This window comes from Streptomyces sp. NPDC043680 (assembly GCF_056436685.1).
Genome location: NZ_JBWKCE010000011.1, coordinates 109359 through 133463, shown reverse-complemented (window position 1 = coordinate 133463; position 24105 = coordinate 109359). Strand labels below are relative to the sequence as shown.

Here is a 24105-nt window from a genome sequence, read left to right as displayed (position 1 = left end):
GCCGGGCGCCCGCGGCCATGGCCTTAAGCCGTGGCTTAAGAGGTGGCTCAAGAGGTGGTGCCGCCCAGCAGTTCGCGGCCCAGGGTGGTCGTGACGTGCAGCACGGATCCTCCGCGGCGGCTGGTGGTGATGAGGTCCGCGCCGCGCAGCGCCTTGGCGTGCTGGCTGGCCGCCGCCGGGGTGACGCCGAGCCGGCGGGCGAGTTCGGTGGTGCCGACGCCTTCCGCGACGATGCGCAGTGCGGCGGCCCGCGTGCGCCCCAGGAGAGTGCCCAGGGGATCGTCGTCGGGAAGGCCGGGGCCGGGCCACAGTGCGGAGCCCGTCTCGGGGCCGGTCACGGCCGGTACGGTCAGCCGGGGCATGGATTCGTCGTCGTACGGGTCGTACAGCAGGCTGAGCTGGCGCCAGGAGAACACGGTCGGCGCCAGGACGAGCCCTCGCCCGCCCAGGTGGACCTCGACCGGACGGGGATACTGCACCTCCAGCACGGGCGCTCGCCAGTGCACCAGCGGCGGACACAGCGAGGCGAGCAGGCCCTCGACGCCTCCGTCGAGGAAGGTCCGGGCGTACTGGGCGCGCACCGCGTCGAGGCGCGACCGGCAGGCGGACCAGTACGGCGCGACGGTCGCCCGGTGGCAGGCCGCCAGGGCCGCCGCCAGCTGCCGCCGCGCCCCGCCGTCCCCCTCGGCGAGGCTCCGCGCCCAGGCCGCGTGGACGGGGTCGAAGGCGACGGCCTCCACCTCGCGGCGGACACGGGCCCGCGGCGCCCGCAGCAGCGCGTCGACGGCGTGGTCGATGTCGGGCGAGTCGCCGGCCAGCGCCAGCAGGTCGAGCCCGGGCCCACGGGCGGGGAGCAGTGCGGTGAGCGGCCCCGCGTCCTGGGCCAGGCGCCCGGTCACCTCCCCGCGCCACCGGTGGAACGGCACGGCGCCGGAGCGCCTGCCCAGCATCTCCAGGCTGTAGTACGTCTCCGCCGCGGCCCCGATCGTGCCGGCCACCCGGGTGCGGGCGAGATCCTCCGCGGTGAAGTGGATGCGCAACACCACTGACCCCCGTCACGGTGCGGCGGCGCGGGCGGACTCGGCGCCGCGCGGCAGCCGCTCTCACGGGCACAGCTCCATGCTCGGATGCCGCCGCCGGGCCTTCAACGCCGTTTCCGGCCCTTCTGCGGCCGCCTGCACACGGCTCACGCCCTGGATTCACCTGAGTGGACCAATCGAGCGGTCGCCGGTGGGCGGCTCTACGCCGAACGGGTGACGATGAGCGCACCGTCCGGCGCGCGAAGGCCCGCGGTCGGTGAGCGGAGATCTCTCGACGCCGAGTCGCCCCGCGCCGCCGCCGGTCCGGACACCTGCCGGACCGGGCGGACTGCATAGCCTTTGCATAAAAGTGCGGCGGTACGTATAGTCATGCCATCGAGGAGGAGGGTCCGATGGTGGTTCGTGTAGCGGTGGCCGGGGCGAGCGGGTATGCGGGCGGCGAGGTGCTGCGCCTGCTGCTCTCGCACCCCGAGGTGGAGATCGGCGCGCTGACGGCGAACTCGAACGCCGGACAGCTGCTGGGCTCGCTGCAGCCGCATCTGGTCCCGCTCGCGGGCCGGACCCTGGAGGAGACCACGCCCGAGGTGCTCGCGGGGCACGACGTCGTGTTCCTGGCGCTGCCGCACGGGCAGTCCGCCGCCGTCGCCGCCCGGCTCGGCGACGAGGTGCTCGTCGTCGACATGGGCGCCGACCACCGGCTGAAGGACTCCGCCGACTGGGACCGCTTCTACGGCGCCCCGCACGCCGGCACCTGGCCCTACGGACTCCCCGAGCTGCCCGGCGCCCGCGCGGCGCTGGAGGGGACCAAGCGCATCGCCGTCCCCGGCTGCTTCCCCACCGCCGTCTCGCTCGCGCTGTACCCGGCCTATGCCGCGCAGTTCGCCGAGCCGGAGGCCGTGATCGTCGCCGCCACCGGCACCTCCGGCGCCGGCAAGGCCCTCAAGCCGCACCTGCTCGGCTCCGAGGTCATGGGATCGGTGAGCCCCTACGGCGTGGGCGGCGGCCACCGGCACACCCCCGAGATGGTGCAGAACCTCTCCCCGCTCGCCGGACAGCGGGTCAGCGTCTCCTTCACGCCGACCCTCGTGCCCATGTCCCGCGGCATCCTCGCCACCTGCTCCGCCAAGGCCCTGCCCGGCACCACCGCCGAGGCGGTCCGGGCGGCGTACGAGAAGGCGTACGCGGACGAGCCCTTCGTCCACCTCCTCCCGGAGGGCCAGTGGCCGGCCACCGCCTCCGTCCAGGGTTCCAACGCCGTTCAGATCCAGGTCGCGTACGACGAGTCCGCGCAGCGGATCATCGCGATCAGCGCCATCGACAACCTCACCAAGGGCACCGCCGGCGGCGCGGTGCAGAGCATGAACCTCGCCCTGGGGCTCCCGGAGAGCCTGGGTCTTTCCACGATCGGAGTCGCACCGTGAGCGTCACGGCAGCACAGGGATTCACGGCCGCGGGCATCGCGGCCGGGATCAAGGAGAACGGCAACCCGGACCTGGCCCTGGTGGTCAACAACGGGCCGCGGCTGGCAGCCGCGGGCGTCTTCACCTCCAACCGCGTCAAGGCCGCGCCCGTGCTCTGGTCCGAGCAGGTCCTGCGGGGCGGCACCGTCAGCGCGGTCGTCCTGAACTCCGGCGGCGCCAACGCCTGCACCGGGCCCAAGGGCTTCCAGGACACCCACGCCACCGCCGAGAAGGTGGCAGAGGTCTTGGGCGGCGAGCACAACGCGGGCGAGGTCGCCGTCGCCTCCACCGGCCTGATCGGCGTCCTGCTCCCCATGGACAAGCTGCTGCCGGGCATCGGGACCGCGGCCGCCGCGCTCACCGCCGACGGCGGCGAGGCCGCCGCCATCGCGATCAAGACCACCGACACCGTGCACAAGACGGCCGCCGTGACGCGGGACGGCTGGACCGTCGGCGGCATGGCCAAGGGCGCGGGCATGCTCGCGCCGGGCCTGGCCACCATGCTCGTCGTGCTCACCACCGACGCCGACCTGGACCACGCCACCCTCGACCGGGCGCTGCGCGCCGCGACCCGCACCACCTTCGACCGCGTCGACTCCGACGGCTGCATGTCCACCAACGACACGGTGCTGCTGCTCGCCTCCGGCGCCTCCGGCCAGGCGCCGGAGTACGAGGTCTTCGCCGAGGCCGTGCGGACCGTCTGCGACGACCTGGCCCGCCAGCTGATCGGCGACGCCGAGGGCGCCAGCAAGGACATCCGGATCGAGGTCATCGGCGCGGCCAGCGAGGAGGACGCCGTCGAGGTCGGCCGCTCCATCGCCCGCAACAACCTGCTCAAGTGCGCCATCCACGGCGAGGACCCGAACTGGGGCCGGGTGCTCTCCGCCATCGGAACCACCAAGGCCGCCTTCGACCCGGACCGCCTCAACGTCGCCATCAACGGGGTCTGGGTCTGCAAGAACGGCAGCGTCGGCGAGGACCGCGACCTGGTCTCGATGAAGGACCGCGAGGTCCGCATCACCGCCGACCTGGCCACCGGCGGCGAGTCCGCCGTCATCTGGGCCAACGACCTCACCGCCGAGTACGTCCACGAGAACAGCGCCTACTCCTCATGAGCAACGACAAGGCCGGCCAGCCCGGCGCCGGAACCACGCGCAAGCACACCGCCCTGCCCAAGGCGCAGATCCTCATCGAGGCCCTGCCCTGGCTCACCCGGCACAACGGCAAGATCGTCGTCATCAAGTTCGGCGGCAACGCCATGGTCGACGAGGACCTCAAGGCGGCCTTCGCCCAAGACGTGGTCTTCCTGCGCCAGGCCGGCCTGCGGCCCGTCGTGGTGCACGGCGGCGGCCCCCAGATCAACGCCCAGCTCGACAAGCAGGGCCTGGTCAGCGAGTTCAAGGCGGGCCTGCGCGTCACCACCCCGGAGGCCATGGACGTCGTACGGATGGTCCTGGCAGGCCAGGTCCAGCGCGAGCTGGTCGGGCTGCTGAACCAGCACGGGCCCCTTGCCGTCGGCCTGACCGGCGAGGACGCCCACACCATCACCGCCACCCGGCACACCCCGGAGATCGACGGCGAGCCCGTCGACATCGGGCGGGTCGGCGAGATCACCGCCATCGACACCGGCGCGATCGAGGCGCTGCTCGCCGACGGCCGGATCCCGGTCATCTCCTCCATCGCCCGCAGCGCCGACGACCACCACGTCTACAACGTCAACGCCGACACGGCGGCCGCGGCCCTCGCCGCCGCCCTGGGCGCCGAGACGCTGATGGTCCTCACCGACGTGGAGGGCCTGTACGCGGACTGGCCGCTCAGCGACGAGGTCATCAGCCGCCTCACGGTCAGCGAGCTGGAGAAGCTGCTGCCCGAGCTGTCCAGCGGGATGGTGCCCAAGATGGAGGGCTGCCTGCACGCCGTCCGCGGCGGGGTGAGCACGGCCCGCGTGATCGACGGGCGGGTTCCGCACTCGATCCTGCTGGAGATCTTCACCGACGAGGGAATCGGCACGATGGTCGTGCCCGACGCACAGGGAGGGGACGGCGAGTGACCGGCAACCAGGAGTACGCAGCCCGCTGGCAGGGCGCGCTGACCGACAACTACGGCACGCCCGCGCTGGCACTCGTACGCGGCGAAGGCGCCCAGGTCTGGGACGCCGACGGCAAGCAGTACACCGACTTCGTCGGCGGGATCGCCGTCAACGCCCTCGGCCACGCCCACCCCGCGATCGTCGCGGCGGTGACCGGGCAGATCACCACCCTCGGCCACGTCTCCAACCTCTACGCCTCCGAGCCGGTCATCGCACTGGGCGAACGGCTGCTCCAGCTCTTCGGGCGTCCCGGCCGGATTTTCTTCTGCAACTCCGGCACGGAGGCCGTCGAGGCCGCCTTCAAGATCGGCCGGCTGACCGGGCGGACCCACATGGTCGCCACCGACGGCGGCTTCCACGGGCGGACCATGGGCGCCCTCGCCCTCACCGGCCAGCCCAAGAAGCAGGACCCGTTCCGGCCGCTGCCCGGCGATGTCACGCACGTCCCGTACGGTGACGTCGAGGCGCTGCGGGCCGCCGTCACCGAGGAGACCGCGCTCGTCGTCATCGAGCCGATCCAGGGCGAGAACGGCGTCGTCGTACCGCCCGCCGGATACCTGACGGCCGCCCGCGAGATCACCCGGGCCACCGGCACCCTGCTCGTCCTCGACGAGGTGCAGACCGGCATCGGCCGGTGCGGCCACTGGTTCGAGCACCAGGCCCACGAGAGCGTCGAGCCCGATCTCGTCACCCTTGCAAAGGGTCTGGGCGGCGGTCTGCCGATCGGCGCCGTGGCCGCCTTCGGACCGGCCGCACAGCTCTTGCAGCCCGGCCAGCACGGCACCACCTTCGGCGGCAACCCGATCGCCTGCGCCGCCGGCCTCGCGGTGATCGACACCATCGCCGCGGAGGGACTGCTCGACCAGGTCAAGGCCCGCGGGGAGCGGCTGCGCTCGGGAATCGAGGGCGCCGGCCACCCGCTCGTCTCCCATGTCCGTGGAGAGGGCCTCCTCCTGGGTATCGTGCTGACCAAGCCGCTCGCACCGCAGGTGCAGCAGGCGGCCCAGGATGCCGGATTCCTGGTCAACGCGCCCGCCCCCGACGTCGTACGGCTCATGCCCCCGTACGTCCTGACCGAGGCCGAGGCGGACGCGTTCGTCCAGGCGCTGCCGGGCATCCTCGACGCAGCCAACGGGGACGGACGAACCGGGGAATGAGACGACGATGAGCCAGGCGCAGGACAACGAGCAGTGGGGGTCCCCCCTGACGGAGTCCGGGGGAGGGCCTTCCGTCCCCCAGACCCGTACCGCCCGCCACCGCCGGATCGTGGACATCCTCAACCGGCAGCCGGTGCGCTCCCAGAGCCAGCTGGCCAAGCTGCTCGCCGACGACGGACTGAGCGTCACCCAGGCGACGCTCTCCCGCGACCTCGACGAGCTGGGCGCGGTGAAGATTCGCAACACCGGCGGTGAGCTCATCTACGCGGTGCCCAGCGAGGGCGGTTTCCGCACCCCGCAGGCCCCGCTGGGCGAGTCGGCGAAGGAGGAGCGGATGCGGCGCCTCTCCGGGGAACTGCTGATCTCGGCGGAGGCCTCCGCGAACCTCGTGGTCCTGCGCACCCCGCCGGGCGCCGCGCAGTTCCTCGCCTCGGCGATCGACCAGGCGGAGCTCCACGCCATCCTCGGCACGATCGCGGGCGACGACACCCTGATGCTGATCAGCCGCGACCCGGCGGGCGGCCAGGCCCTCGCGGACCACCTCCTGCGCCTGGCCCAGAAGGAAGGCTGACTCAGTACCGGGTGACGGCCAGCGGCCCCGCATCGGTGCCGATCGCGATGTGGGGGTGGCGGCGGGGGTTGGCCCAGCGGAGGATCTCGCGCATCGCCCGCTCCGGGACCGAGACGCAACCGGCCGTGGCGCCCTTGCCGTTGACGTGCAGGAAGATGCCCGCGCCGCGGCCGTGCACCGGGCGGTCGTAGTTGAAGCCGATGACCAGCGCGTGCGCGTACTGCTTCTCGTACGCGACCAGGTGCTCCGCCTCGCCCGGCGCGCAGTCCGCAGGCAGGGGCTCCACCCAGCGGTTGTAGCTGCCCGAGGCGTTGTCCTGGCACCACCAGGACTGCTGCGTCGCCCGCCGGTAGGGGTACTCGGTCCCCGCCGGGGCGCGGGTGATGCCGAAGGCGTACGGGAGCTCGTACAGGCCGGTCGGCGTGGTGTTCGTGCCCTGGACCCGGGTCCGGCCCTCCGTCAGGCCGTTCGCGCCGAAGCGGGCTTCCGCGCTGCCCTCCTCGTACCAGCGGCCCGCCCGCAGGTCCCACCACGTCACCCGCCCCGTGGTCGATCCGGGGGCGGGTGCGACGGCCGTGATGAGCTGGCTGCCGCCGCCCGTGTCGGCGAGACGGGCGGGCAGCGACGGGGAGCCGTGGGGGAGCAGGCTGGTGACGATCAGTGAGCCGGTGACGAGAGCGGTACGCAGCACATGTCAGACGGTACGCGGAGGAAGGGGCAGAGGAAGTGCAGGCAGGCCGTCGAGGCTCGTCTCGATGAATTCCTTCTTCTCGCAGTACTGCGCGAACTCCTCGTCGGTCTTGCGGCCGAAGTACTCGGCGTGGAGGGTGCGCTCGCCCTGGTACTCCATCAAGGGGACGGCGTACCCGCAGACGTCGGAGATGCGGCGGGCGTGCACGACGATGATCGCCCGCGCCGAGGGCCCGTCGGCGGCCCCGAACAGGCCGATCAGCTCGCCCCAGCGCGGGTCGTCGCGGAAGACCGCCTCACCCTCGCCGTGGATGCGCACGATGTTCGGCGGTCCGCTGAAGGCGCACCACATGAGGGTGATCCGGCCGTTCTCCCGGACGTGGGCGATGGTCTCGGCGCCGCTGCCGCCGAAGTCGAGGTAGGCGAGGGTCTGCTCGTCGATGACGACGAGGGTGCCCGAGCGGCCTTTGGGGGACAGGTTGACGTGGCCGTCACCGGCGAGCGGGGCGGTCGCGGTGAAGAAGACCGGCTGCGCCTCGATGAACGTGCGCAGGCGGCCGTCTATGCGGTCGTGGAGTTTTCCCATGGACCGATTATCCGTCGGGGACGGCCGGATGGATCGGGCGGTGTCAGCCCGTGAGCCCCAGACGACCGCGGCGCAGCCGGTGTTCGTAGTCGGTGAAGAGGTACGCGGACTGCCCGAGCAGCAGGTCCAGTTCTGCCGCGGTGCTCTGCCCCTCGAAGAGGGTGAGCTGCCAATCCCAGCCGCGGACGGTGGCTTCAGCGAGCTGCCGCAGGGCCGGGTCCGCGTCCCCGAGCAGGGCCACCGAGGCACGCAGCCCGCCGATCCCGCCCTGCGCGCGCAGCAGGTGGAACGCGGCGCGGCGCACGTGCACGGGCCGCTCCACCGCGATCCGCGCGGCCAGCCGGGCCGTGTCCAACCGCCCGGCCACCGGCCGCAGGCTCCGGGAGGCCTCCCGGGCCACCGACGGTGACGGGTCGTCCAGCAGCCCGAGCAGCAGCGCGTCCTCCAGCGTGGCGTCAAGGCGCCGGATCCCGGCGAGCGCCGCGGCGCGGACCGCGTCGCAGGGATGGTCCAGCAGGGCGCGCAGCGCGGGCATATCCGCGCGGCCGCCGCATTCGGAGAGTCCGGCCACCGCGTACGGGCCCACCCGCGCCGGGTCCGAGACCAGCTCGCGGTAGTCGGCGTACGGATGACCGCCGTCCTGCCGCAGCAGCCACCGCGCACAGGCCCGCACCAGCCCGGAGCGGTCGGCCAGGTGGTCCACGGCCTCTGCAGCCCGGCCGGCCCCCCGCAGGGCCGTCACCCCGCCGGCCCGGACCATCGGCAGGTGCGCCCCGAGCAGGGCGTCGACCGCGGTCCCGTCCGGCCCGTCGGCGGCCATGGCCCGCAGCGCGCCGTCGGTCCACAGCCGGGCCGCCGCCGGGTCCCGCTCACCGGCAGCCCGCCGGGCGAGCTCCCGTACGCCGAAGAGCCCCCTATCGAGGGTGAGCCGGGCGGCGAACCGCCGGGTCGGCAGGTCCGCGCTGTCGCGCAGCACGGCGAGTGCGGACGGGTCGCGGCGCAGCCCGGCCTCGATGCGCTCCAGCGCCCATCCGCCGTGCTCCCGGCGGCCCAGCCGCAGCACAAGGCCCGTCAGGGTGGTCAGGACGGGCCCGGGGGCGTCGGCCAGTGCCCCGGCCATCACCTCCCGCGCCCGCTCGCGTACCGGCGGGGCCCAGTCGGTGCACCGGATCGCCACGAGGGCCAGCGGCGGCCGCGGAGCGGTCAGCGCGGCGGCCCGGATCCGCCCGTCGGGGTGGCACAGGCGCACCTCCAACCGATTGCTGCGGGGGGCCGTGTACGAGCGCCGGTGGATCCGCCGCACCTCGTGGTCGAACTCGATCCACGCCTCCGGCAGGTCCGACGCGAAGAGCGCGTCCCCGTCGGACACGGCCGCCGCGCAGCCGTCGGTCGCCTCTGCCGCCTCGGTCGCATCCTTCGCATCCGTCGCGCCGACGAGCCGCCCGGCGTACGCGCGCCCCGTCTCCCGCTGTCGCCGCGGTTCGCTGCCCACGATGGCCTCCCCCTCCGTTGCCGGTCCCCGATCGTAGGCAGCTGCATGGTCGCGCCGCTCGCGGATTCCGCAGGTCGGAGGAGGTGGCCGAGGCTCGATTGACGAAACATACGGAGTAGTGCATAGTTATGCCTGTCGTTGAATGCACTGTAAGGAGAAACCCGTGACCGAGCGCGTCGTACTCGCCTACTCGGGCGGCCTGGACACCTCCGTCGCCATCGGCTGGATCGCCGAGGAGACGGGCGCCGAGGTCATCGCCGTTGCCGTGGACGTCGGCCAGGGCGGCGAGGACCTGGACGTCATCCGCAAGCGCGCGCTCGACTGCGGTGCCGTCGAGGCCGAGGTCGCGGACGCCAAGGACGAGTTCGCCAACGAGTACTGCCTCCCGGCGATCAAGGCGAACGCCCTCTACATGGACCGCTACCCGCTGGTCTCGGCGCTCTCCCGGCCGACCATCGTCAAGCACCTGGTCGCCGCCGCCAAGAAGCACGGCGCCACGACCGTCGCCCACGGCTGCACCGGCAAGGGCAACGACCAGGTCCGCTTCGAGGCCGGCATCGTCGCCCTGGCCCCGGACCTCAAGTGCATCGCCCCGGTCCGCGACTACGCCATGACCCGCGACAAGGCCATCGCCTTCTGCGAGGAGAAGAACCTCCCGATCGCGACCACCAAGAAGTCCCCGTACTCCATCGACCAGAACGTCTTCGGCCGGGCCGTCGAGACGGGCTTCCTGGAGGACATCTGGAACGCGCCGATCGAGGACATCTACGAGTACACCTCGAACCCGGCCGTCCCGCGGGAGGCCGACGAGGTCGTCATCTCCTTCAAGGCGGGCGTCCCGGTGGCCATCGACGGCAAGCCCGTCTCCGTGCTCCAGGCGATCCAGCAGCTCAACGAGCGGGCCGGAGCCCAGGGCATCGGCCGGATCGACATGGTCGAGGACCGCCTCGTCGGCATCAAGTCCCGTGAGGTCTACGAGGCCCCGGGCGCGATCGCGCTGATCACCGCCCACCAGGAGCTGGAGAACGTCACCGTCGAGCGCGAGCTGGCCCGCTACAAGCGGCAGGTCGAGCAGCGCTGGGGCGAGATGGTCTACGACGGCCTGTGGTTCTCCCCGCTCAAGCGCGCCCTGGACGGCTTCATCAACGAGGCCAACCAGCACGTCACCGGCGACATCCGGATGACCCTGCACGGCGGCCGCGCCGTCGTCACCGGCCGCAAGTCCGACGAGTCGCTGTACGACTTCAACCTGGCGACCTACGACTCGGGCGACACCTTCGACCAGTCCAAGGCCCAGGGCTTCATCGAGATCTTCGGTCTGTCCGCGAAGATCGCCGCGCGCCGCGACCTCGCCTGAGTCGTCACGCAGTACGCAGACGGCCTCCCCGTTACCTCCGCGCGGGGAGGCCGTCGTACACCCCCACTCTTGAGGAGCAGTAGCTGTGAGCAGCAACAACGGTGACGTCCGGCTCTGGGGCGGCCGGTTCGCCGACGGCCCGGCCGAGGCCCTCGCGAAGCTTTCCGCGTCGGTCCACTTCGACTGGCGCCTCGCGCCGTACGACATCGCCGGCTCCCGCGCCCACGCGCGCGTGCTCGCCAAGGCGGGCCTGCTCACGGACGACGAACTCGACCGTATGATCGCGGGCCTGGACCGGCTCGAAGCCGATGTGGCCGACGGCTCCTTCACCGGCACCATCGCCGACGAGGACGTCCACACCGCCCTGGAGCGAGGCCTGCTGGAGCGGCTCGGCGCCGACCTCGGCGGCAAACTGCGGGCCGGCCGGTCCCGCAACGACCAGGTGGCCACCCTCTTCCGGATGTACCTGCGCGATCACGCCCGGATCATCGGCGGCCTGGTCGCCGACCTGCAGGACGCACTGGTCGGCCTCGCGGAGACGCACGCCGACGTGGCCATGCCGGGGCGCACCCACCTCCAGCACGCGCAGCCGGTGCTCTTCGCGCACCACGTGCTCGCCCACGTGCAGTCCCTGTCGCGGGACGCGGAGCGGCTGCGCCAGTGGGACACCCGGACGGCGGTGTCCCCGTACGGTTCGGGCGCGCTGGCCGGATCCTCGCTGGGGCTGGACCCGGAGGCGGTCGCGGCGGAGCTGGGCTTCGAGCGGGGCTCGGTCGGCAACTCGATCGACGGCACGGCCTCGCGCGACTTCGTCGCCGAGTTCGCGTTCATCACCGCGATGATCGGGATCAATCTGTCCAGGATCGCGGAGGAGATCATCATCTGGAACACGAAGGAGTTCTCCTTCGTGACCCTGCACGACGCCTTCTCCACCGGCTCGTCGATCATGCCGCAGAAGAAGAACCCGGACATCGCGGAGCTGGCGCGCGGCAAGTCGGGCCGCCTGATCGGCAACCTGACCGGCCTCCTCGCCACCCTCAAGGCCCTGCCGCTCGCCTACAACCGGGACCTCCAGGAGGACAAGGAGCCCGTCTTCGACTCCTGCGACACCCTCGAAGTCCTGCTGCCCGCCTTCACCGGCATGATGGCCACGCTGACGGTCAACCGGGAGCGGATGGAAGAGCTGGCCCCGGCCGGGTTCTCCCTCGCCACGGACATCGCCGAGTGGCTGGTCAAGCAGGGTGTGCCGTTCCGGGTGGCGCACGAGGTGGCCGGCGAGTGCGTCAAGGAGTGCGAGGCGCTCGGCATCGAGCTGGACGAGCTCACCGACGAGCAGTTCGCCAAGATCTCGGAGCACCTGACGCCCGAGGTGCGCACGGTCCTCAACGTCCCCGGCGCGCTGGCCTCCCGCAACGGCCGCGGCGGCACAGCCCCGTCGGCGGTCGCGACCCAGCTCACCGAACTGAAGGCGGACCTGGTGATCCAGCACGCCTGGGCCGCGCACAAGCAGTAGCCCGTACGGCGGCCCCCGCATCCCCCGACCCCCGTACCCCACATACCCCGGCGGCCTTGCGGCCCGCACGCCCGTAGCCCCCAGGGCTCCCCGGGCCCTGTACGTCCGCACGCCGCGGGATGCCCGGAGGGGCGGCCGGAGCCCTGTGCTCCGGCCGCCCCTCCGTCGTGTCCGCGCCCGGGCCCACACCCGCCCCCGCTTACGCGCGTTCAGCGCACCGGGTGCTCCGGCTCGTAGTTGGTCAGGACGCAGCCCTCCACCTGGGCCTTCTCCAGCCGGTACCCGGTGGGGGCCGAGAAGCCGGGCACGCAGTTCAGGTACAGGAACTGGAGCTGGTACAGGACGAACCGGGCCGAGGCGTTGTTGGTCTCCACGGCGACGTTCTCGCCGACGAGCAGCTTGCTGGCGGTCGCCCTCAGCCTGCCGTCGTCCTTCAGGTCGGCCTGCTGGGCGGCCTTCGCCTTCGTCTGGAGCTTCTTCATGTCGCCGACGGTGTCGAGCCAGCTCAGGTCGTGGGCGCGCCGCTCACCCGCCGGCTGGCCGCACAGCGCGCGACCGGTCACGCCCCAGTCCAGTGCGTTGCCCTTGACCACCGGCTGGTAGTCGATGGACTCGATCGCCACCGCCTCGGGGTCGGTGGAGAAGTGCTCCTTGCAGGCCAGGGGGCTGTTGTTCACGAGCGTGCGGAGCTCGGCGATGCTGCCCGCGCGCGCGAGTCCGAGACTGCCGGTGGCCGGCTGGCCGGGCTTGCCGTCCGGTCCCTTCTGCTGGGTCTCGAAGTTCGGGCTGCCGGAGCCGTCCTCGGCGGGGACGAAATCGCTGAGGTTGCAGTACTCGACCAGCGCCTTCTCCCGCTTGTAGCCCTTGGGCACGGGGGCGGTCGGGTTGCAGGTCAGGACGCGCATCTCGGAGCGCACCAGGGCCATGGAGGTCTTCGGCAGGGTGGGGAAGGCGACGAAGCCCTTGCCGATGAGGACGTTGCTGGAGAGCCCGTACGCCCCGTCGCCACCGGCGATCTTGTCCATGACGTACTGCTTGTAGCCCGCCTGGAACTCCTTCATGTCCTTGGGGACGGCGATGACGATGTCGCTCTTGTCGGCCGTGGTGCTGCAGACGCCCATCTCCGTCACCGACCACTGCCCGACCTTCGGGAAGTCGCCGCTCGGGATCCTCGGGTCGTCGGCCTTGGAGCTGAGGTTCTCGCACCCGGCCCATTCGCGCATGTACTGCTGCGCCTTGACGAGCGGGCCATCGGAGGCTGCGCCCCCGTCCGCTCCGGCGGAGGCCGAGGAGGCGGAGGAGGCGGGTGTGCCCGGAGGTGCTGCTTGGCCGCCACCTCCCTTGCACGCGGGCAGCACGGCGAGGCAGGTGAGGGCGGCGGTAGTGGCGAGGATCCGCTGGATGCGCATGGGTCGCTTTCGTCGGACGGAGGTCGCAAGGGTGGCATGTGCATGCTATGGCGGCCGCACGAGCATGATCAAAACCGCCGCCCCTCACCGCACCCCTGCGAGCCCCTCACGCCGCCCAGTCCGCCAGCGTGTCGAAGTCGCCGCGCATGAGCCCCACTTGCTCGTCGATGCGCAGCAACAACGTCCGCAGCGGGTGGCGTTGGTCCACGTACTCACGGTCCATCGCCGTGACATCGTCGTCAATCCACGCGAACTCCCGCCCGGCCGCGTACTCCAGGATGTACTGCGTCTTCCAGAAGGTGCCGCGCGGGGCGCGCCCGTGCATCTGCGGCCAGTCGATGTACGGCAGCCGCGGCAGGCCCAGGTGCGGGGCGATCCAGTCGTTCGCCTCGCCCTTCCAGGTCGTCGCCCACACCAGTTCGTACGTGTCCGCCAGCGCGAGCAGCTCCGCGCCGTGGGCGGGGTTCAGCCACACGCGCAGCGGCTTGCGGCTCTCGGCCTCGGTCCACCCGGTGGGGCGCATGCGGTGGGTGGTGTAGCCCTCGGGGCGGCGCTGGGCCTGGGCCGCGTAGGGGTTCAGCGGGCCGTCCACGTCGATCAGGAGCAGCGGCTTCGGCGTCATGTACACAGCATTCCTCTCGGGGTGCCTTGGGGCACCCGAAATAAAATGAGACGTCTACGTCTCATTTGGTGTATGGTCGTCTCATGGCCATGGATCGTGATCAGGTGCTCCGCGCCGCCGCCGCACTGCTCTCCCGCAAGTCGACCGCCACCATGGACGAGGTCGCCCGGGCCGCCGGCATCGGCCGCGCGACCCTCCACCGGCACTTCGCCGGACGCGACGCCCTCGTACGGGCCCTGGAAGACCTCGGCATCCGCGAGTTCGAGGTGGCCTTCGACAACGCCCGCCTGCACGAGGGCACCGCAGTCGAGGCCTTGAGACGGCTCGTCGCCGAAGCCGAGCCCAACGCCCAGCTGCTCGCCTTCCTCGTCACCGAGAACCAGCTCTTCGAGGGCGACCAGATCAACGAGGGCTGGGCCCGGCTCGACGCCCGCGTCGGCGCCCTCTTCCGGCGCGGCCAGGAGGAGGGCGACATCCGGATCGACCTGAGCCCCGCCTGGCTCACCGAGGCCCTCTACGGCCTCATCGGCACCTGCGCCTGGGCCGTGATGGACGGCCGGGTCGCCGCGAAGGACTTCCAGTACATGATCATCGAGCTGTTGCTCGGTGGCGCACGACGGAGCGTGGAGAAATGAGCCGTACCGAACAGCTGAGCCGCCGGAAGGAGGAGCAGGAGAGGAGCCGCGGGCGCTGGCTGGCCCTCTCGGTGCTCGTCCTCGCCGTCCTGCTGGTCGCGGTGGACGCCACCGTACTCGGTCTCGCCACGCCCTCCCTCAGCGAGGACCTGCGCCCCTCGGGCGCCCAACTGCTGTGGATCGGCGACATCTACTCCTTCGTCATCGCCGGTCTGCTCGTCTCCATGGGCTCCCTCGGCGACCGCATCGGCCGCAAGAAACTGCTGCTCGCCGGCGCCACCGCCTTCGGCGCCGTCTCCGTCCTCAACGCCTGCGCCACCAGCCCCGAGATGATGATCGCGGCCCGCGCCCTGCTCGGCGTGGCCGGCGCGACCCTGATGCCGTCCACCCTCGCGCTGATCCGGAACATATTCCACGACCCCCGGGAGCGCAGCCTCGCCATCGGCATCTGGGGCGCCACCGCCTCCGCGGGCGCGGCCGTCGGCCCGGTCGTGGGGGGAGCCCTGCTCCAGCACTTCTACTGGGGCTCGGTCTTCCTCATCAACCTCCCCGTGATGCTCGTGCTGGTCCTCGTCGGCATCAAGCTGCTCCCCGAGTCCAAGAACCCCGTCTCCGGTCCCTGGGACCTGCCCAGCGTCGGACTGTCCCTCGTCGGTGTCATCGGTGTCGTCTATGCCGTCAAGGAAGCCGCCATCCACGGCGTGACCTGGCAGATCGGCGCCGCCGCCGGCCTGGGCGCCGCCGCGCTCGTCCTCTTCGTGCGGCGGCAGTTCCGACTGGCCTCGCCGCTGCTCGACATGCGGCTCTTCCGGCACCGCGGCTTCTCCGGAGCCGTCCTCGCCGATCTCCTCACCGTCTTCGGCCTGTCGGGCCTGGTCTTCTTCCTCTCCCAGTTCCTCCAGCTCGTCCAGGGCCGCCAGCCGCTGGAGGCCGGGCTCGCCGAACTGCCCGCCGCCGTCGGCGCGGTGGCCACGGGCCTGGTGGCGGGCCGGTACGCCCGTAGGTTCTCGGTCCGGTCCATCGTCGCCGGCGGCCTCGGCGCGAGCGGGCTCGCCCTGGGCGTCCTCACCCTGATCCACCAGGACAGCGGCTACCCGCTACTCGGCGCGGCCCTGCTCGTCGTCGGCCTCGGCGCCGGATTCTCCTTCACGGTCACCGCCGACGTCATCCTCTCCAGCGTGCCCAAGGAGCAGGCCGGTTCGGCCTCCGCCGTCTCCGAGACGGCGTACGAGCTCGGCGCCGCCCTCGGCATCGCCCTGCTCGGCTCCATCGTCACCGGCGTGTACCAGGGCTTCACCGCCCCGGCGTCCGTTCCCGCGCCGATCGCCGCCGCCGCGCACGAGTCGCTCGGCGGCGCCGTCGAAGCGGCGGCTTCGGTGGACCCGGGGACCGCGCAGGCCATGGTGCACGCAGCCCAGGGGGCCTTCGTGGACGGCCTCCGCCTCGCCTCCGGCGTGGGAGCGGCCATCCTCCTGGCCACCGCCGTCGCGGCCTGGTACCTGCTCAAGGGGCAGGCGCTCCAGGACGGCGTCGAGCACTGACGGTCAAAGTTCCTTGCTGCTAGCCGAGTTGACAGTCCGTCGAACCGCGGGACACCATCCGGGCGATGGAGATCAACGATCTGACCCCGGCCGAGCGCCGCGTCTGGGAGGCGTACCCGCACGGTGAGGGCGTCGACTTCCGTGAGGGGCCCGGTGAGGATGCGGCGGACGGAGCCTCCTGGGGTTCCGAGCGCACCATCCGCGCCCACGTGATCCGGGCGCTGCTGGTCAACAGCCCGACGGTGCCCGGCCAGGTCGCAGGTCTCAAGGTCAAGGGAGCGCGGATCAGCGGAAAGCTCGACCTGAAGTACGCCGAGATCGACGCCCCGATGCGGATGCGCGGCTGTTGGTTCGAGCACAAACCGAGCCTGTACGGAGCCCGGTTGCGCGCCCTCGTCCTCACCGAATCGGTCCTGCCCGGCCTCACCGCCGCCACCCTGCGCGTCGAGGTCGTGCTCCGGATGACGTGCTGCCGGTTCACCGGGCCCGTCCGCCTGGCGGGGGCGCGGATATCCGGCGGCCTCTTCCTCCAGCACGCGGTCCTGAGCACCACCGGCCGGCACGCCGAGGCGGGCGAGGCGCCGCTCCAGCTGAACCACGCCGCCATCGGCACCGACATCATCGCCATGGGCCTCACGGTCCACGGCCAAACCCGCATCAACGGCGCGGTCGTCGGCGGGCAGGTCAACCTCGACGACGCCCGCCTCCTCGCCCCCGGCGGCACCGCCCTGCACGCCGAGAACCTGACGGTCGGAACGGACCTGCGGGCGATGCGCCTGGACGCCCGGGGCAGGGTCAACCTCACCGGCTCCCGCATTCCGGGCCAGCTGAACCTCGCGCACGCGCGCCTGGCCAACCCGGCCGGCACCGCCCTGCGCGCCTCCAGCTGCGCCATAGGCGAGGTGTGGCTGCGTGCCTGCGACACCGTGCAAGGCGATGTGAACCTGCGCCGCTCCACCTTCGACCTGCTGCACATCGACCCAGGGACGTGGCCCGCTCGGATCCGTGTGGACGGCCTGACCTACCGCACCCTCGCCCCGCACCTCCCCGCCGAGCAGCGGCTGCCCGCACTGGAGCGGGAGGAGTCGGGATACCTCCCGTACGCCTACGAACAGCTCGCCACCGCGTACCGCACGGCCGGCGACGAGGCGGCCGCCCGGACGGTACAGCTCGCGAAGCTGCGGCGGCACCGGCGCACCCGGCCGCGGCACGCCAGGCTCTGGGGGCTGCTCCAGGACGCCACCGTGGGCTACGGGTTCCGGCCCCTGCGCGCGGCCGGCTGGCTGGCGGCGCTGCTGGTGACGGGCACGATCGCGTACGGGCTCCAGCCGCCGCGGCCGCTCAAGCAGGGGGAGGCGCCCGACTTCAACCCGGCCTTCTACACGATCGACCTGATGCTGCCGATCATCGGCTTCGGGCAGGAGCAGGCCTTCGCGCCGAGCGGCTGGTACCAGTGGCTGTCGTACCTGCTGATCGTGACCGGCTGGGTCCTCGCCACGACGACCGCGGCGGGCGTCAGCCGGTCACTGCAACGGCAGTAGCGCGGGCGGGTGCGCCCTACGCGGCCTTCGCCTTGGTGGCGTACATGTCCACGTACTCCTGGCCCGACAGCCGCATGACCTCGGCCATCACGGAGTCGGTCACGGCGCGCAGCACGTAGCGGTCGCGGTCCATGCCCTCGTAGCGGGAGAACTCCATCGCCTCGCCGAAGCGGATGGTGACCCGGCCGGGGCGGGGCATGCCCTTGCCGCCGGGCTGGAGCTTGTCGGTGCCGATCACCGCGAACGGGACCACGGGAGCGCCGGTCATCAGCGTCAGGCGGGCGATGCCGGTCCGGCCGCGGTAGAGCCGGCCGTCGGGGGAGCGGGTGCCCTCGGGGTAGATCCCGAAGATCTTGCCCTCTTCCAGGATCCGGCGGCCGGTCATCAGGGCGGCGACGCCGCCGTTGGCCCCGTCCCGGTCGACCGGGATCATTCCGGAGCCGGTGAAGAACCAGGCCATGGCGCGACCCTTGATCCCCTTGCCCGTCACGTACTCGTCCTTGCCGATGAAGTGGACCGTGCGGTCGCACACCAGCGGCAGGATCATCGAGTCGATGAAGGTGAGGTGGTTGCCCGCCAGAATCACCGGCCCGGTCCCCGGGATGTTCTCGATGCCCTCCACACGGGTGCGGAACATCATGCGCATGACCGGTCCGACAGTGGCCTTGATGAGCGCGGTACGGAACAACGTGAGCCCTCCGGCATCGAAAACGGCTTCGCGCGACACGGCGGTCGCGCAGGTGAGGACGATACTCGCGGGTCCGGGCTGATCGCACATCGGGTTCACACATCGGATACCCGGTGTTGACGCGTGTTTGCGCCATGTTCCACCCGTACGCACCCCTCGGCCACCGGCCGCTGCCTACGATCGCGACGCCGATTGCGCCGATTCGAGACAACAGAGGAGTGACACTCATGACACAGGGTGGGGCAGCGCGGCGTACGGTCCTGGGGGCGGCCGTCCTGGCGGCGGGCGGAGCCGTGGCCGGACTCCCGGCGGGATCCGCGGCAGCGGTGCAGCAGGCCGGGGCGGCGCAGGCGGCGGGGGAGGCGCAGGCGGCGGGGGAGGGCCGCGGTGGCTACCGGGACCTCCCCGTCCCGCTGGTCATCGGCCACCGGGGGGCCTGCGGCTACCGCCCCGAGCACACCCTCGGATCGTACGAACTCGCCCTCGACCTCGGCGCCGACGTCGTCGAACAGGACCTGGTGCCCACCCGCGACGGCCATCTGGTGTGCCGGCACGAGAACGAGATCGGCGGCACCACCGATGTGGCCGACCACCCGGAGTTCGCCTCCCGGCGCACCACCAAGTCGGTCGACGGGGTCCCGGTCACCGGCTGGTTCACCGAGGACTTCACGCTCGCCGAACTGAAGACCCTGCGGGCGAAGGAACGTATCCCCGCCGTTCGCCAGCGCAACACCCTCTACGACGGCCGGTGGGACGTGCCCACCTTCGAGGAGGTCCTCCGCTGGGCCGACCGGGAGGGCAGGCGGCGCGGCCGACGCGTCTGGCTGCACGTCGAGACCAAGCACCCCACCTACTTCCGCTCCCTCGGCCTCGGCCTGGAAGAGCCACTCGCCGCGCTGCTGCGCCGCTACGGCCGCGACGGACGCAACGCCCCCCTCTTCCTCCAGTCCTTCGAGCCCTCCAGCATCCGGCGCCTGTCCCGGCTGGTCTCCGCTCCCCGTGTGGTGCTGCTCTCCGCAGCAGGCACCCGCCCCTGGGACTTCGAGGTGGCCAAGGACCCCCGTACGGTCGCGGACCTGGTCAAGCCCGAGGGGCTGCGGTGGATCGCCGGGTTCGCGCAGGGCATCGGCCCGACCATGGACCTGATCCTGCCCCGGGACGCGGAAGGCCGGCTCGGGGTTCCGACGACCCTGGTCAAGGACGCCCACGCCGAGGGGCTGGTGCTGCACCCCTACACCGCGCGCAACGAGAACACCTTCCTGCCCGCGGAGTACCGCAAGGGCACCGACCCGGCGGCCTACGGGGACGCATTCGGCGCCTTCCGGGCCTACTTCGCCCAGGGCATCGACGGCATCTTCACCGACAACGCCGACACGGGACTGCTCGCCGCCGAGGCCTTCCGCCCCGGCCGGGGCCGCTGAGGCGCGTGCCCGGCCCCGCCGGAGCCGCTGCCGACCGGGCGTCAACACACAAGCGGAATGGCGCGTACGGGTGGGCTGCGCCCGGTGGGGAAACCGCCGGGCGGGGGCCGCGCGTCCCGCCCGGCATGGACCTGCTGAAGCAACTGGGCCCCCTGCTCTCCGCGGAGGCGGCCGCGGAGGCCCCGGCCGCCGGAGTGGACGCCGCCGACCTGGAACAAGCCGTCTGGGTGAGGCTGCTGGAACGCGGCCCCGCCCCCGCCGAGCCCGCCCGCTGGCTGCGCCGGGCGGTACGCGCCGAGGCCCGGCTCGCCCGCCGCCGGGCCCGCCGGGAGATCCCCTACGGCTGCCGGCCCGGGAACGCCGACGCCGCGGAGCCGGAAGCGGCGCTGCTGCACGGGGAGGAGAACCGGGCCCTCCGATCGGCGGTCGCCCGATTGCCCGGACGGTGTCCGGAGCTGATGAGGGCACTTCTTTCGCCCAGAGACCTCACTTACCGTGAAATCGCAGGAGAGTTGGGTATCTCACAAGGAAGTTTGGGACCCGTCCGTTCCCGTTGCCTGGGATGTCTGCGCAGAATGCTGGCTGCAGAGGTTGCGGCTCCTGGCCTACGGGGAAGGGAGCGGTAGACCGACGGGCTACCAGGTGAGCGGGAGGCATGCGCACATGGGCATGAGCGTGACCATTTCGGCGGCAGCTGCCGAGGACACCGAGCAGATCCTCAAACTGCAGTACCTGGCGTTCCAGCGCGAGGCCGAGCTGTACGGCAACTACCGCATCCAGCCGCTCACCCAGACCCTGGACTCCCTCAAGGCGGAGCTGGCGACCGACACGGTGCTGGTCGCCCGGCTCGGCGACGAAGTCGTCGGCACCGTACGCGGCAACGTCGACGAGGACGGCACGGGCAGGATCGCCAAGCTCTGCGTGCACCCGCGCCTGCAGGGCCACGGGCTCGGCGCCCGGCTGCTGAGCGCCGTCGAGGAGGCCCTCGCCGGCCACGGCGGCCCCACCCGGTTCCGTCTCCACACCGGTCACAAGAGCGAGTCGAACCTGCGCCTCTACCGCAAGGCGGGCTACGTGCAGGTCGGCGGTCGCACCGCCTCGGACGGCGTGCGGCTGGTGATCCTGGAGAAGGACGCCCCGCAGGCCACCGACTTCGCGGTCAGCGCCTGACGCGCAGCCAGAGCATCCCGGTGATCGGCAGGATCACCGGGATGAACAGGTAGCCCATCCCGAAGCCGGACCACACGGTCGAATCGGGGAACGCCTCGGGACGCACCAGCGTCCAGGTGCCGACGACCAGGACGCCGGTCAGCTCGGCGGCGCAGCAGATCCGCGCCGCCTTGCGGGCCGTCTCCCCGCCGCGCACCAGCGAGTAGGTGATGAAGGCGTACACCAGCGCGGCCAGGCCGGAGAGCGCGTACGGGAGCGGAGCCTGGTCGAACTCCGTGGAGATCTGGTAGGCGGAGCGCGAGACGGCGCCGACCGCGATCACCCCGTAGAGCCAGACCAGCAGCAGTCCGGGTCCGGAGACCAGCCGAGCGCGCCGGGCGGGTGCCTCGTGCGCCCCGGGCTGCGCTGCGGGCTGCGCCTCGGACGCCGCGGTGTCGGGAGTGTCAGGCACCGGGGGTCCCCCAGATGTCGTAGAGCCGTACTTCGAGCACGGCGAGGACGACCGCGCCCGCGGCCACCGTCACCGAACCCCACTTGGTGCGCTCCGTCAGCGAGAGCAACCCGGCCGCCGGCACCGCCGCGAAGGCGCCCACCAGATAGGCCACGAAGATCACCGAGCCCTCGTCGGGCTTCTCGCCCTGCGCCAGCTTCACCAGCCCCACCACCAGTTGGACCAGGACCAGCAGGGTCACCACGCCCATGCCGATGAAGTGCCAGTCCTTGGTCGGCTGGTCGCGCAGGGCGGCGAAACCGCACCAGGCGGCAAGGGCGAGTGCGGCCACACCGAGGGCGGCCGTCAGGGCGTCGAGCATGCAGCGAGGGTATTACGGGGGCGAAAGCCCCTGTGCGCCCACCCCGGGGCCGCCGTGGTCTTGACCACAGCGCAGCCCCCGCACCGTGCGGGGCGCGGCCGGGGCCGGGCCGCAAGCCGGGCCGGCTCACCGCAGGTCAGCTCCCCGGGGGAGCGCCCAGCAGGGCCTTCGGGGCCCTTCGGCGGTGTCCGGTATGCGGCCGGAATGCGTCCGCTATCCGGACAGCTTTGATCGGTGACGGGATATGTCTGCTTTACTGGGGCCCATGACCACGACGAGCAGCCGCACCCTTGCGACCGAGGCGACGATGACGCCCGGTGCTCGTTGTATGTGTCGAATGTGCGCCTTCTGAGGGCCCCCTCCCCGAGCCTCGCGCCCCGAAGCGAGGCAGGCCGAGCCCGTCCGCCCCGCCACTGCCGAGCAGTACGGACCGGAACGCTCCTGCCCCCGCGCACGCGTCGGAACCACCGCCATGCCCCGGTTCGACCCGTATCGCGTCCCCAGATGTTTGCCCCGTGCCCGGCACCCGCTGCGCCGCGCACTCGACAGCGACGGAAATCCTGTGATCACCACATCGGGCCTCACGAAGGTCTACCAGTCCCGTGGCCGTGAGGTCACCGCCCTGGACGGCGTCGATCTGCACGTCCGCGAGGGCGAGGTCTACGGAGTCATCGGCCAGAGCGGGGCCGGCAAGTCCTCCCTCATCCGCTGCGTGAACCTGCTGGAACGCCCCACCACCGGAACCGTGACCGTCGACGGGGTCGACCTCACGGCCCTGGCCGGCCGCGGCCGGCGCGCCGGAAGGGAACTGCGCGAGGCCCGCAGCCGGATCGGCATGGTCTTCCAGCACTTCAACCTGCTGTCCTCGCGCACCGTTCAGGGCAACATCGAGCTGCCCCTGGAGATCCTCGGCGTCTCCGGTCGCGAGCGCTCCCGCAAGGCCCTCGAACTCCTCGACCTCGTCGGCCTCGCCGACAAGGCCAGGGCCTACCCCGGCCAGCTCTCCGGCGGCCAGAAGCAGCGCGTCGGCATCGCCCGCGCCCTCGCCGGCGACCCCAAGGTGCTGCTCTCCGACGAGGCCACCAGCGCCCTCGACCCCGAGACCACCCGCTCGATCCTCCAGCTGCTGCGCGACCTCAACCGGCAGCTCGGCCTGACCGTCCTGCTCATCACGCACGAGATGGACGTCGTCAAGACGATCTGCGACTCGGCCGCCCTGATGAAGCGGGGCCGGATCGTCGAGTCCGGCACCGTCGCCGAACTCCTCGCCACCCCGGGCTCCGAGCTCGCCGGTGAACTCTTCCCCGTCAGCGGCGCCGCCACCGGCCCCGACCGCACGGTCGTCGACGTCACCTTCCACGGCGAAGCCGCCACCCAGCCGGTGATCTCGCAGCTGTCGCGGACGTACAACATCGACATCTCGATCCTCGGCGCCGCGATGGACACCGTCGCGGGCCGCCAGATCGGCCGCATGCGCATCGAACTCCCCGGCCGCTACGAGGACAACGTCGTCCCCGTGGGCTTCCTGCGCGAGCAGGGCCTCCAGGTCGACATCGTCGACGAGGACACCGACATCGACTCCGAGATCGCCGCACTCGTCAAGGAAGGTGTCAAGTGACCTGGTCCGAGATGCAGCCCCTGCTCACCCAGGGCACGTACGACACCCTCTACATGGTGCTGTGGTCCACCCTGGTGACCGTCCTCGGCGGACTGCCCCTCGGCATCCTGCTGGTCCTCACCGACAAGGGCGGCCTCCTGCAGAACCAGCCGGTCAACAAGGTGCTCGGCGTCATCGTGAACATAGGCCGCTCGCTGCCGTTCATCATCCTGCTGATCTTCCTGATCCCGGTCACCACCGCCGTCGTCGGCACCTTCATCGGCCCCACCGCCATGATCGTCCCGCTGGCCATCGGAGCCATCCCCTTCTTCGCCCGGCTCGTCGAGACGGCCGTCCGCGAGGTGGACCACGGCCTGGTCGAAGCCGTCGAGTCCATGGGCGGCGGCATCCCCACCCTGGTCGGCAAGGTGCTCCTGCCGCAGGCCCTGCCCTCCCTCGTCGCCGCCGTCACCACCACCGTGATCACCCTGGTCGGATACTCCGCCATGGCCGGCGCGGTCGGCGGCGAAGGCCTCGGCTCCAAGGCCATCACCTACGGCTTCCAGCGCTTCGAGACCGGCTTCATGGTCGCCACCGTCGTCGTCCTCATCGCCGTCGTCACGGTGATCCAGCTGATCGGCGACGGCGCGGTCCGCCTCCTGGCCCGGCGCGGCCGGGCGGCCTGAGCCCCCGGGCTCCCCAGACCCTCTCCAC

Annotated in this window: 24 protein-coding genes; 15 read left to right on the top strand and 9 right to left on the bottom strand. The window is 71.9% G+C overall.

Translation table 11 applies throughout. The features are described from left to right. Nucleotides 1-47 precede the first annotated feature (47 nt). Nucleotides 48-1043: an ArsR/SmtB family transcription factor gene (locus AC0666_RS22595; RefSeq protein ID WP_478708177.1), complete on the bottom strand. Its 996-nt coding sequence runs from the start codon at nt 1041-1043 to the stop codon at nt 48-50. Nucleotides 1044-1432: 389 nt separating this feature from the next. Between AC0666_RS22595 and argC the strand changes: the two genes are divergently transcribed. The 5 genes from argC to AC0666_RS22570 are packed head-to-tail and all read left to right on the top strand — an operon-like array spanning nt 1433 to nt 6317. After that, entirely contained in the window at nt 1433-2461 is a 1029-nt protein-coding gene (argC, locus tag AC0666_RS22590) for an N-acetyl-gamma-glutamyl-phosphate reductase (RefSeq protein ID WP_468970690.1), read from the top strand. Next, the gene (argJ, locus tag AC0666_RS22585) at nt 2458-3615 is read left to right on the top strand and encodes a bifunctional glutamate N-acetyltransferase/amino-acid acetyltransferase ArgJ (RefSeq protein ID WP_468970692.1); all 1158 of its coding nucleotides are present in this window, start codon (nt 2458-2460) and stop codon (nt 3613-3615) included. Before argC ends, argJ begins: the two co-directional genes overlap by 4 nt. Continuing rightward, nucleotides 3612-4550, top strand: coding sequence for an acetylglutamate kinase (gene argB, locus AC0666_RS22580; RefSeq protein ID WP_468583764.1), 939 nt, complete (start codon nt 3612-3614; stop codon nt 4548-4550). Before argJ ends, argB begins: the two co-directional genes overlap by 4 nt. Then, nucleotides 4547-5746, top strand: a complete 1200-nt coding sequence (locus tag AC0666_RS22575) for an acetylornithine transaminase (protein WP_478708176.1) — start codon at nt 4547-4549, stop codon at nt 5744-5746. The genes argB and AC0666_RS22575 overlap by 4 nt, the downstream gene beginning before the upstream one ends. A gap of 7 nt (nt 5747-5753) precedes the next feature. After that, complete coding sequence (locus AC0666_RS22570; RefSeq protein ID WP_468583761.1) at nt 5754-6317, top strand: arginine repressor; 564 nt, start codon at nt 5754-5756, stop codon at nt 6315-6317. 1 nt (nt 6318) lies between these two features. On the opposite strand, the gene AC0666_RS22565 is transcribed toward AC0666_RS22570, so the two are convergent. The 3 genes from AC0666_RS22565 to AC0666_RS22555 are packed head-to-tail and all read right to left on the bottom strand — an operon-like array spanning nt 6319 to nt 9085. Then, entirely contained in the window at nt 6319-7005 is a 687-nt protein-coding gene (locus AC0666_RS22565) for a L,D-transpeptidase family protein (RefSeq protein ID WP_478708196.1), read from the bottom strand. Nucleotides 7006-7011: 6 nt separating this feature from the next. Next, nucleotides 7012-7593, bottom strand: a complete 582-nt coding sequence (locus tag AC0666_RS22560) for a pyridoxamine 5'-phosphate oxidase family protein (protein ID WP_468583760.1) — start codon at nt 7591-7593, stop codon at nt 7012-7014. Between the two features lie 43 nt (nt 7594-7636). After that, nucleotides 7637-9085 carry a hypothetical protein gene (locus tag AC0666_RS22555; RefSeq protein WP_478708175.1) on the bottom strand — a complete coding sequence of 483 codons (1449 nt, stop codon included), beginning with the start codon at nt 9083-9085 and terminating at the stop codon, nt 7637-7639. A 163-nt stretch (nt 9086-9248) separates the two neighbouring features. Here AC0666_RS22555 and AC0666_RS22550 point away from each other — a divergent pair, with 163 nt between their 5' ends. After that, nucleotides 9249-10442 (top strand): argininosuccinate synthase, encoded by a 1194-nt coding sequence (locus tag AC0666_RS22550; RefSeq protein WP_468583757.1) that lies wholly within the window; start codon nt 9249-9251, stop codon nt 10440-10442. Between the two features lie 85 nt (nt 10443-10527). Further along, nucleotides 10528-11955 carry an argininosuccinate lyase gene (gene argH / locus AC0666_RS22545; RefSeq protein WP_468583756.1) on the top strand — a complete coding sequence of 476 codons (1428 nt, stop codon included), beginning with the start codon at nt 10528-10530 and terminating at the stop codon, nt 11953-11955. Nucleotides 11956-12164: 209 nt separating this feature from the next. Here argH and AC0666_RS22540 read toward each other — a convergent pair whose 3' ends face one another. Both AC0666_RS22540 and AC0666_RS22535 read right to left on the bottom strand, forming a co-directional pair. Then, nucleotides 12165-13364: a hypothetical protein gene (locus AC0666_RS22540; protein ID WP_478708174.1), complete on the bottom strand. Its 1200-nt coding sequence runs from the start codon at nt 13362-13364 to the stop codon at nt 12165-12167. A gap of 106 nt (nt 13365-13470) precedes the next feature. Then, nucleotides 13471-13986 (bottom strand): HAD domain-containing protein, encoded by a 516-nt coding sequence (locus AC0666_RS22535; protein ID WP_478708173.1) that lies wholly within the window; start codon nt 13984-13986, stop codon nt 13471-13473. Between the two features lie 83 nt (nt 13987-14069). On the opposite strand from AC0666_RS22535, the gene AC0666_RS22530 reads away from it, so the two are divergent. From AC0666_RS22530 to AC0666_RS22520, 3 genes are all read left to right on the top strand, one after another. After that, a complete protein-coding gene (locus AC0666_RS22530; protein WP_468970709.1) occupies nt 14070-14621 on the top strand; it encodes a TetR/AcrR family transcriptional regulator in 552 nt (183 codons plus the stop codon). Continuing rightward, nucleotides 14618-16162 carry an MFS transporter gene (locus AC0666_RS22525; RefSeq protein ID WP_478708172.1) on the top strand — a complete coding sequence of 515 codons (1545 nt, stop codon included), beginning with the start codon at nt 14618-14620 and terminating at the stop codon, nt 16160-16162. Before AC0666_RS22530 ends, AC0666_RS22525 begins: the two co-directional genes overlap by 4 nt. 65 nt (nt 16163-16227) lie before the next feature. Beyond that, nucleotides 16228-17703 (top strand): membrane-associated oxidoreductase, encoded by a 1476-nt coding sequence (locus AC0666_RS22520; protein ID WP_468970717.1) that lies wholly within the window; start codon nt 16228-16230, stop codon nt 17701-17703. Between the two features lie 16 nt (nt 17704-17719). On the opposite strand, the gene AC0666_RS22515 is transcribed toward AC0666_RS22520, so the two are convergent. Next, a complete protein-coding gene (locus tag AC0666_RS22515; protein WP_468583835.1) occupies nt 17720-18349 on the bottom strand; it encodes a lysophospholipid acyltransferase family protein in 630 nt (209 codons plus the stop codon). Nucleotides 18350-18618: 269 nt separating this feature from the next. Between AC0666_RS22515 and AC0666_RS22510 the strand changes: the two genes are divergently transcribed. From AC0666_RS22510 to AC0666_RS22500, 3 genes are all read left to right on the top strand, one after another. After that, nucleotides 18619-19812, top strand: a complete 1194-nt coding sequence (locus tag AC0666_RS22510) for a glycerophosphodiester phosphodiesterase (RefSeq protein WP_468970721.1) — start codon at nt 18619-18621, stop codon at nt 19810-19812. 125 nt (nt 19813-19937) lie between these two features. Beyond that, complete coding sequence (locus AC0666_RS22505) at nt 19938-20438, top strand: RNA polymerase sigma factor (RefSeq protein ID WP_468970724.1); 501 nt, start codon at nt 19938-19940, stop codon at nt 20436-20438. Nucleotides 20439-20475: 37 nt separating this feature from the next. Then, nucleotides 20476-20982, top strand: coding sequence for a GNAT family N-acetyltransferase (locus AC0666_RS22500; RefSeq protein ID WP_468970726.1), 507 nt, complete (start codon nt 20476-20478; stop codon nt 20980-20982). Here the strand turns inward: AC0666_RS22500 and AC0666_RS22495 are convergent. Then, nucleotides 20972-21433: a hypothetical protein gene (locus AC0666_RS22495; protein ID WP_468970729.1), complete on the bottom strand. Its 462-nt coding sequence runs from the start codon at nt 21431-21433 to the stop codon at nt 20972-20974. The two genes, AC0666_RS22500 and AC0666_RS22495, sit on opposite strands and share 11 nt — an antisense overlap. After that, nucleotides 21426-21794: a hypothetical protein gene (locus tag AC0666_RS22490; protein ID WP_361719305.1), complete on the bottom strand. Its 369-nt coding sequence runs from the start codon at nt 21792-21794 to the stop codon at nt 21426-21428. The genes AC0666_RS22495 and AC0666_RS22490 overlap by 8 nt, the downstream gene beginning before the upstream one ends. Before the next feature lie 562 nt (nt 21795-22356). Here AC0666_RS22490 and AC0666_RS22485 point away from each other — a divergent pair. Together AC0666_RS22485 and AC0666_RS22480 are read left to right on the top strand one after the other, a co-directional pair. After that, nucleotides 22357-23412, top strand: a complete 1056-nt coding sequence (locus tag AC0666_RS22485) for a methionine ABC transporter ATP-binding protein (RefSeq protein ID WP_468970731.1) — start codon at nt 22357-22359, stop codon at nt 23410-23412. Beyond that, complete coding sequence (locus tag AC0666_RS22480) at nt 23409-24077, top strand: methionine ABC transporter permease (protein WP_468970734.1); 669 nt, start codon at nt 23409-23411, stop codon at nt 24075-24077. Before AC0666_RS22485 ends, AC0666_RS22480 begins: the two co-directional genes overlap by 4 nt. Nucleotides 24078-24105 lie beyond the last annotated feature (28 nt).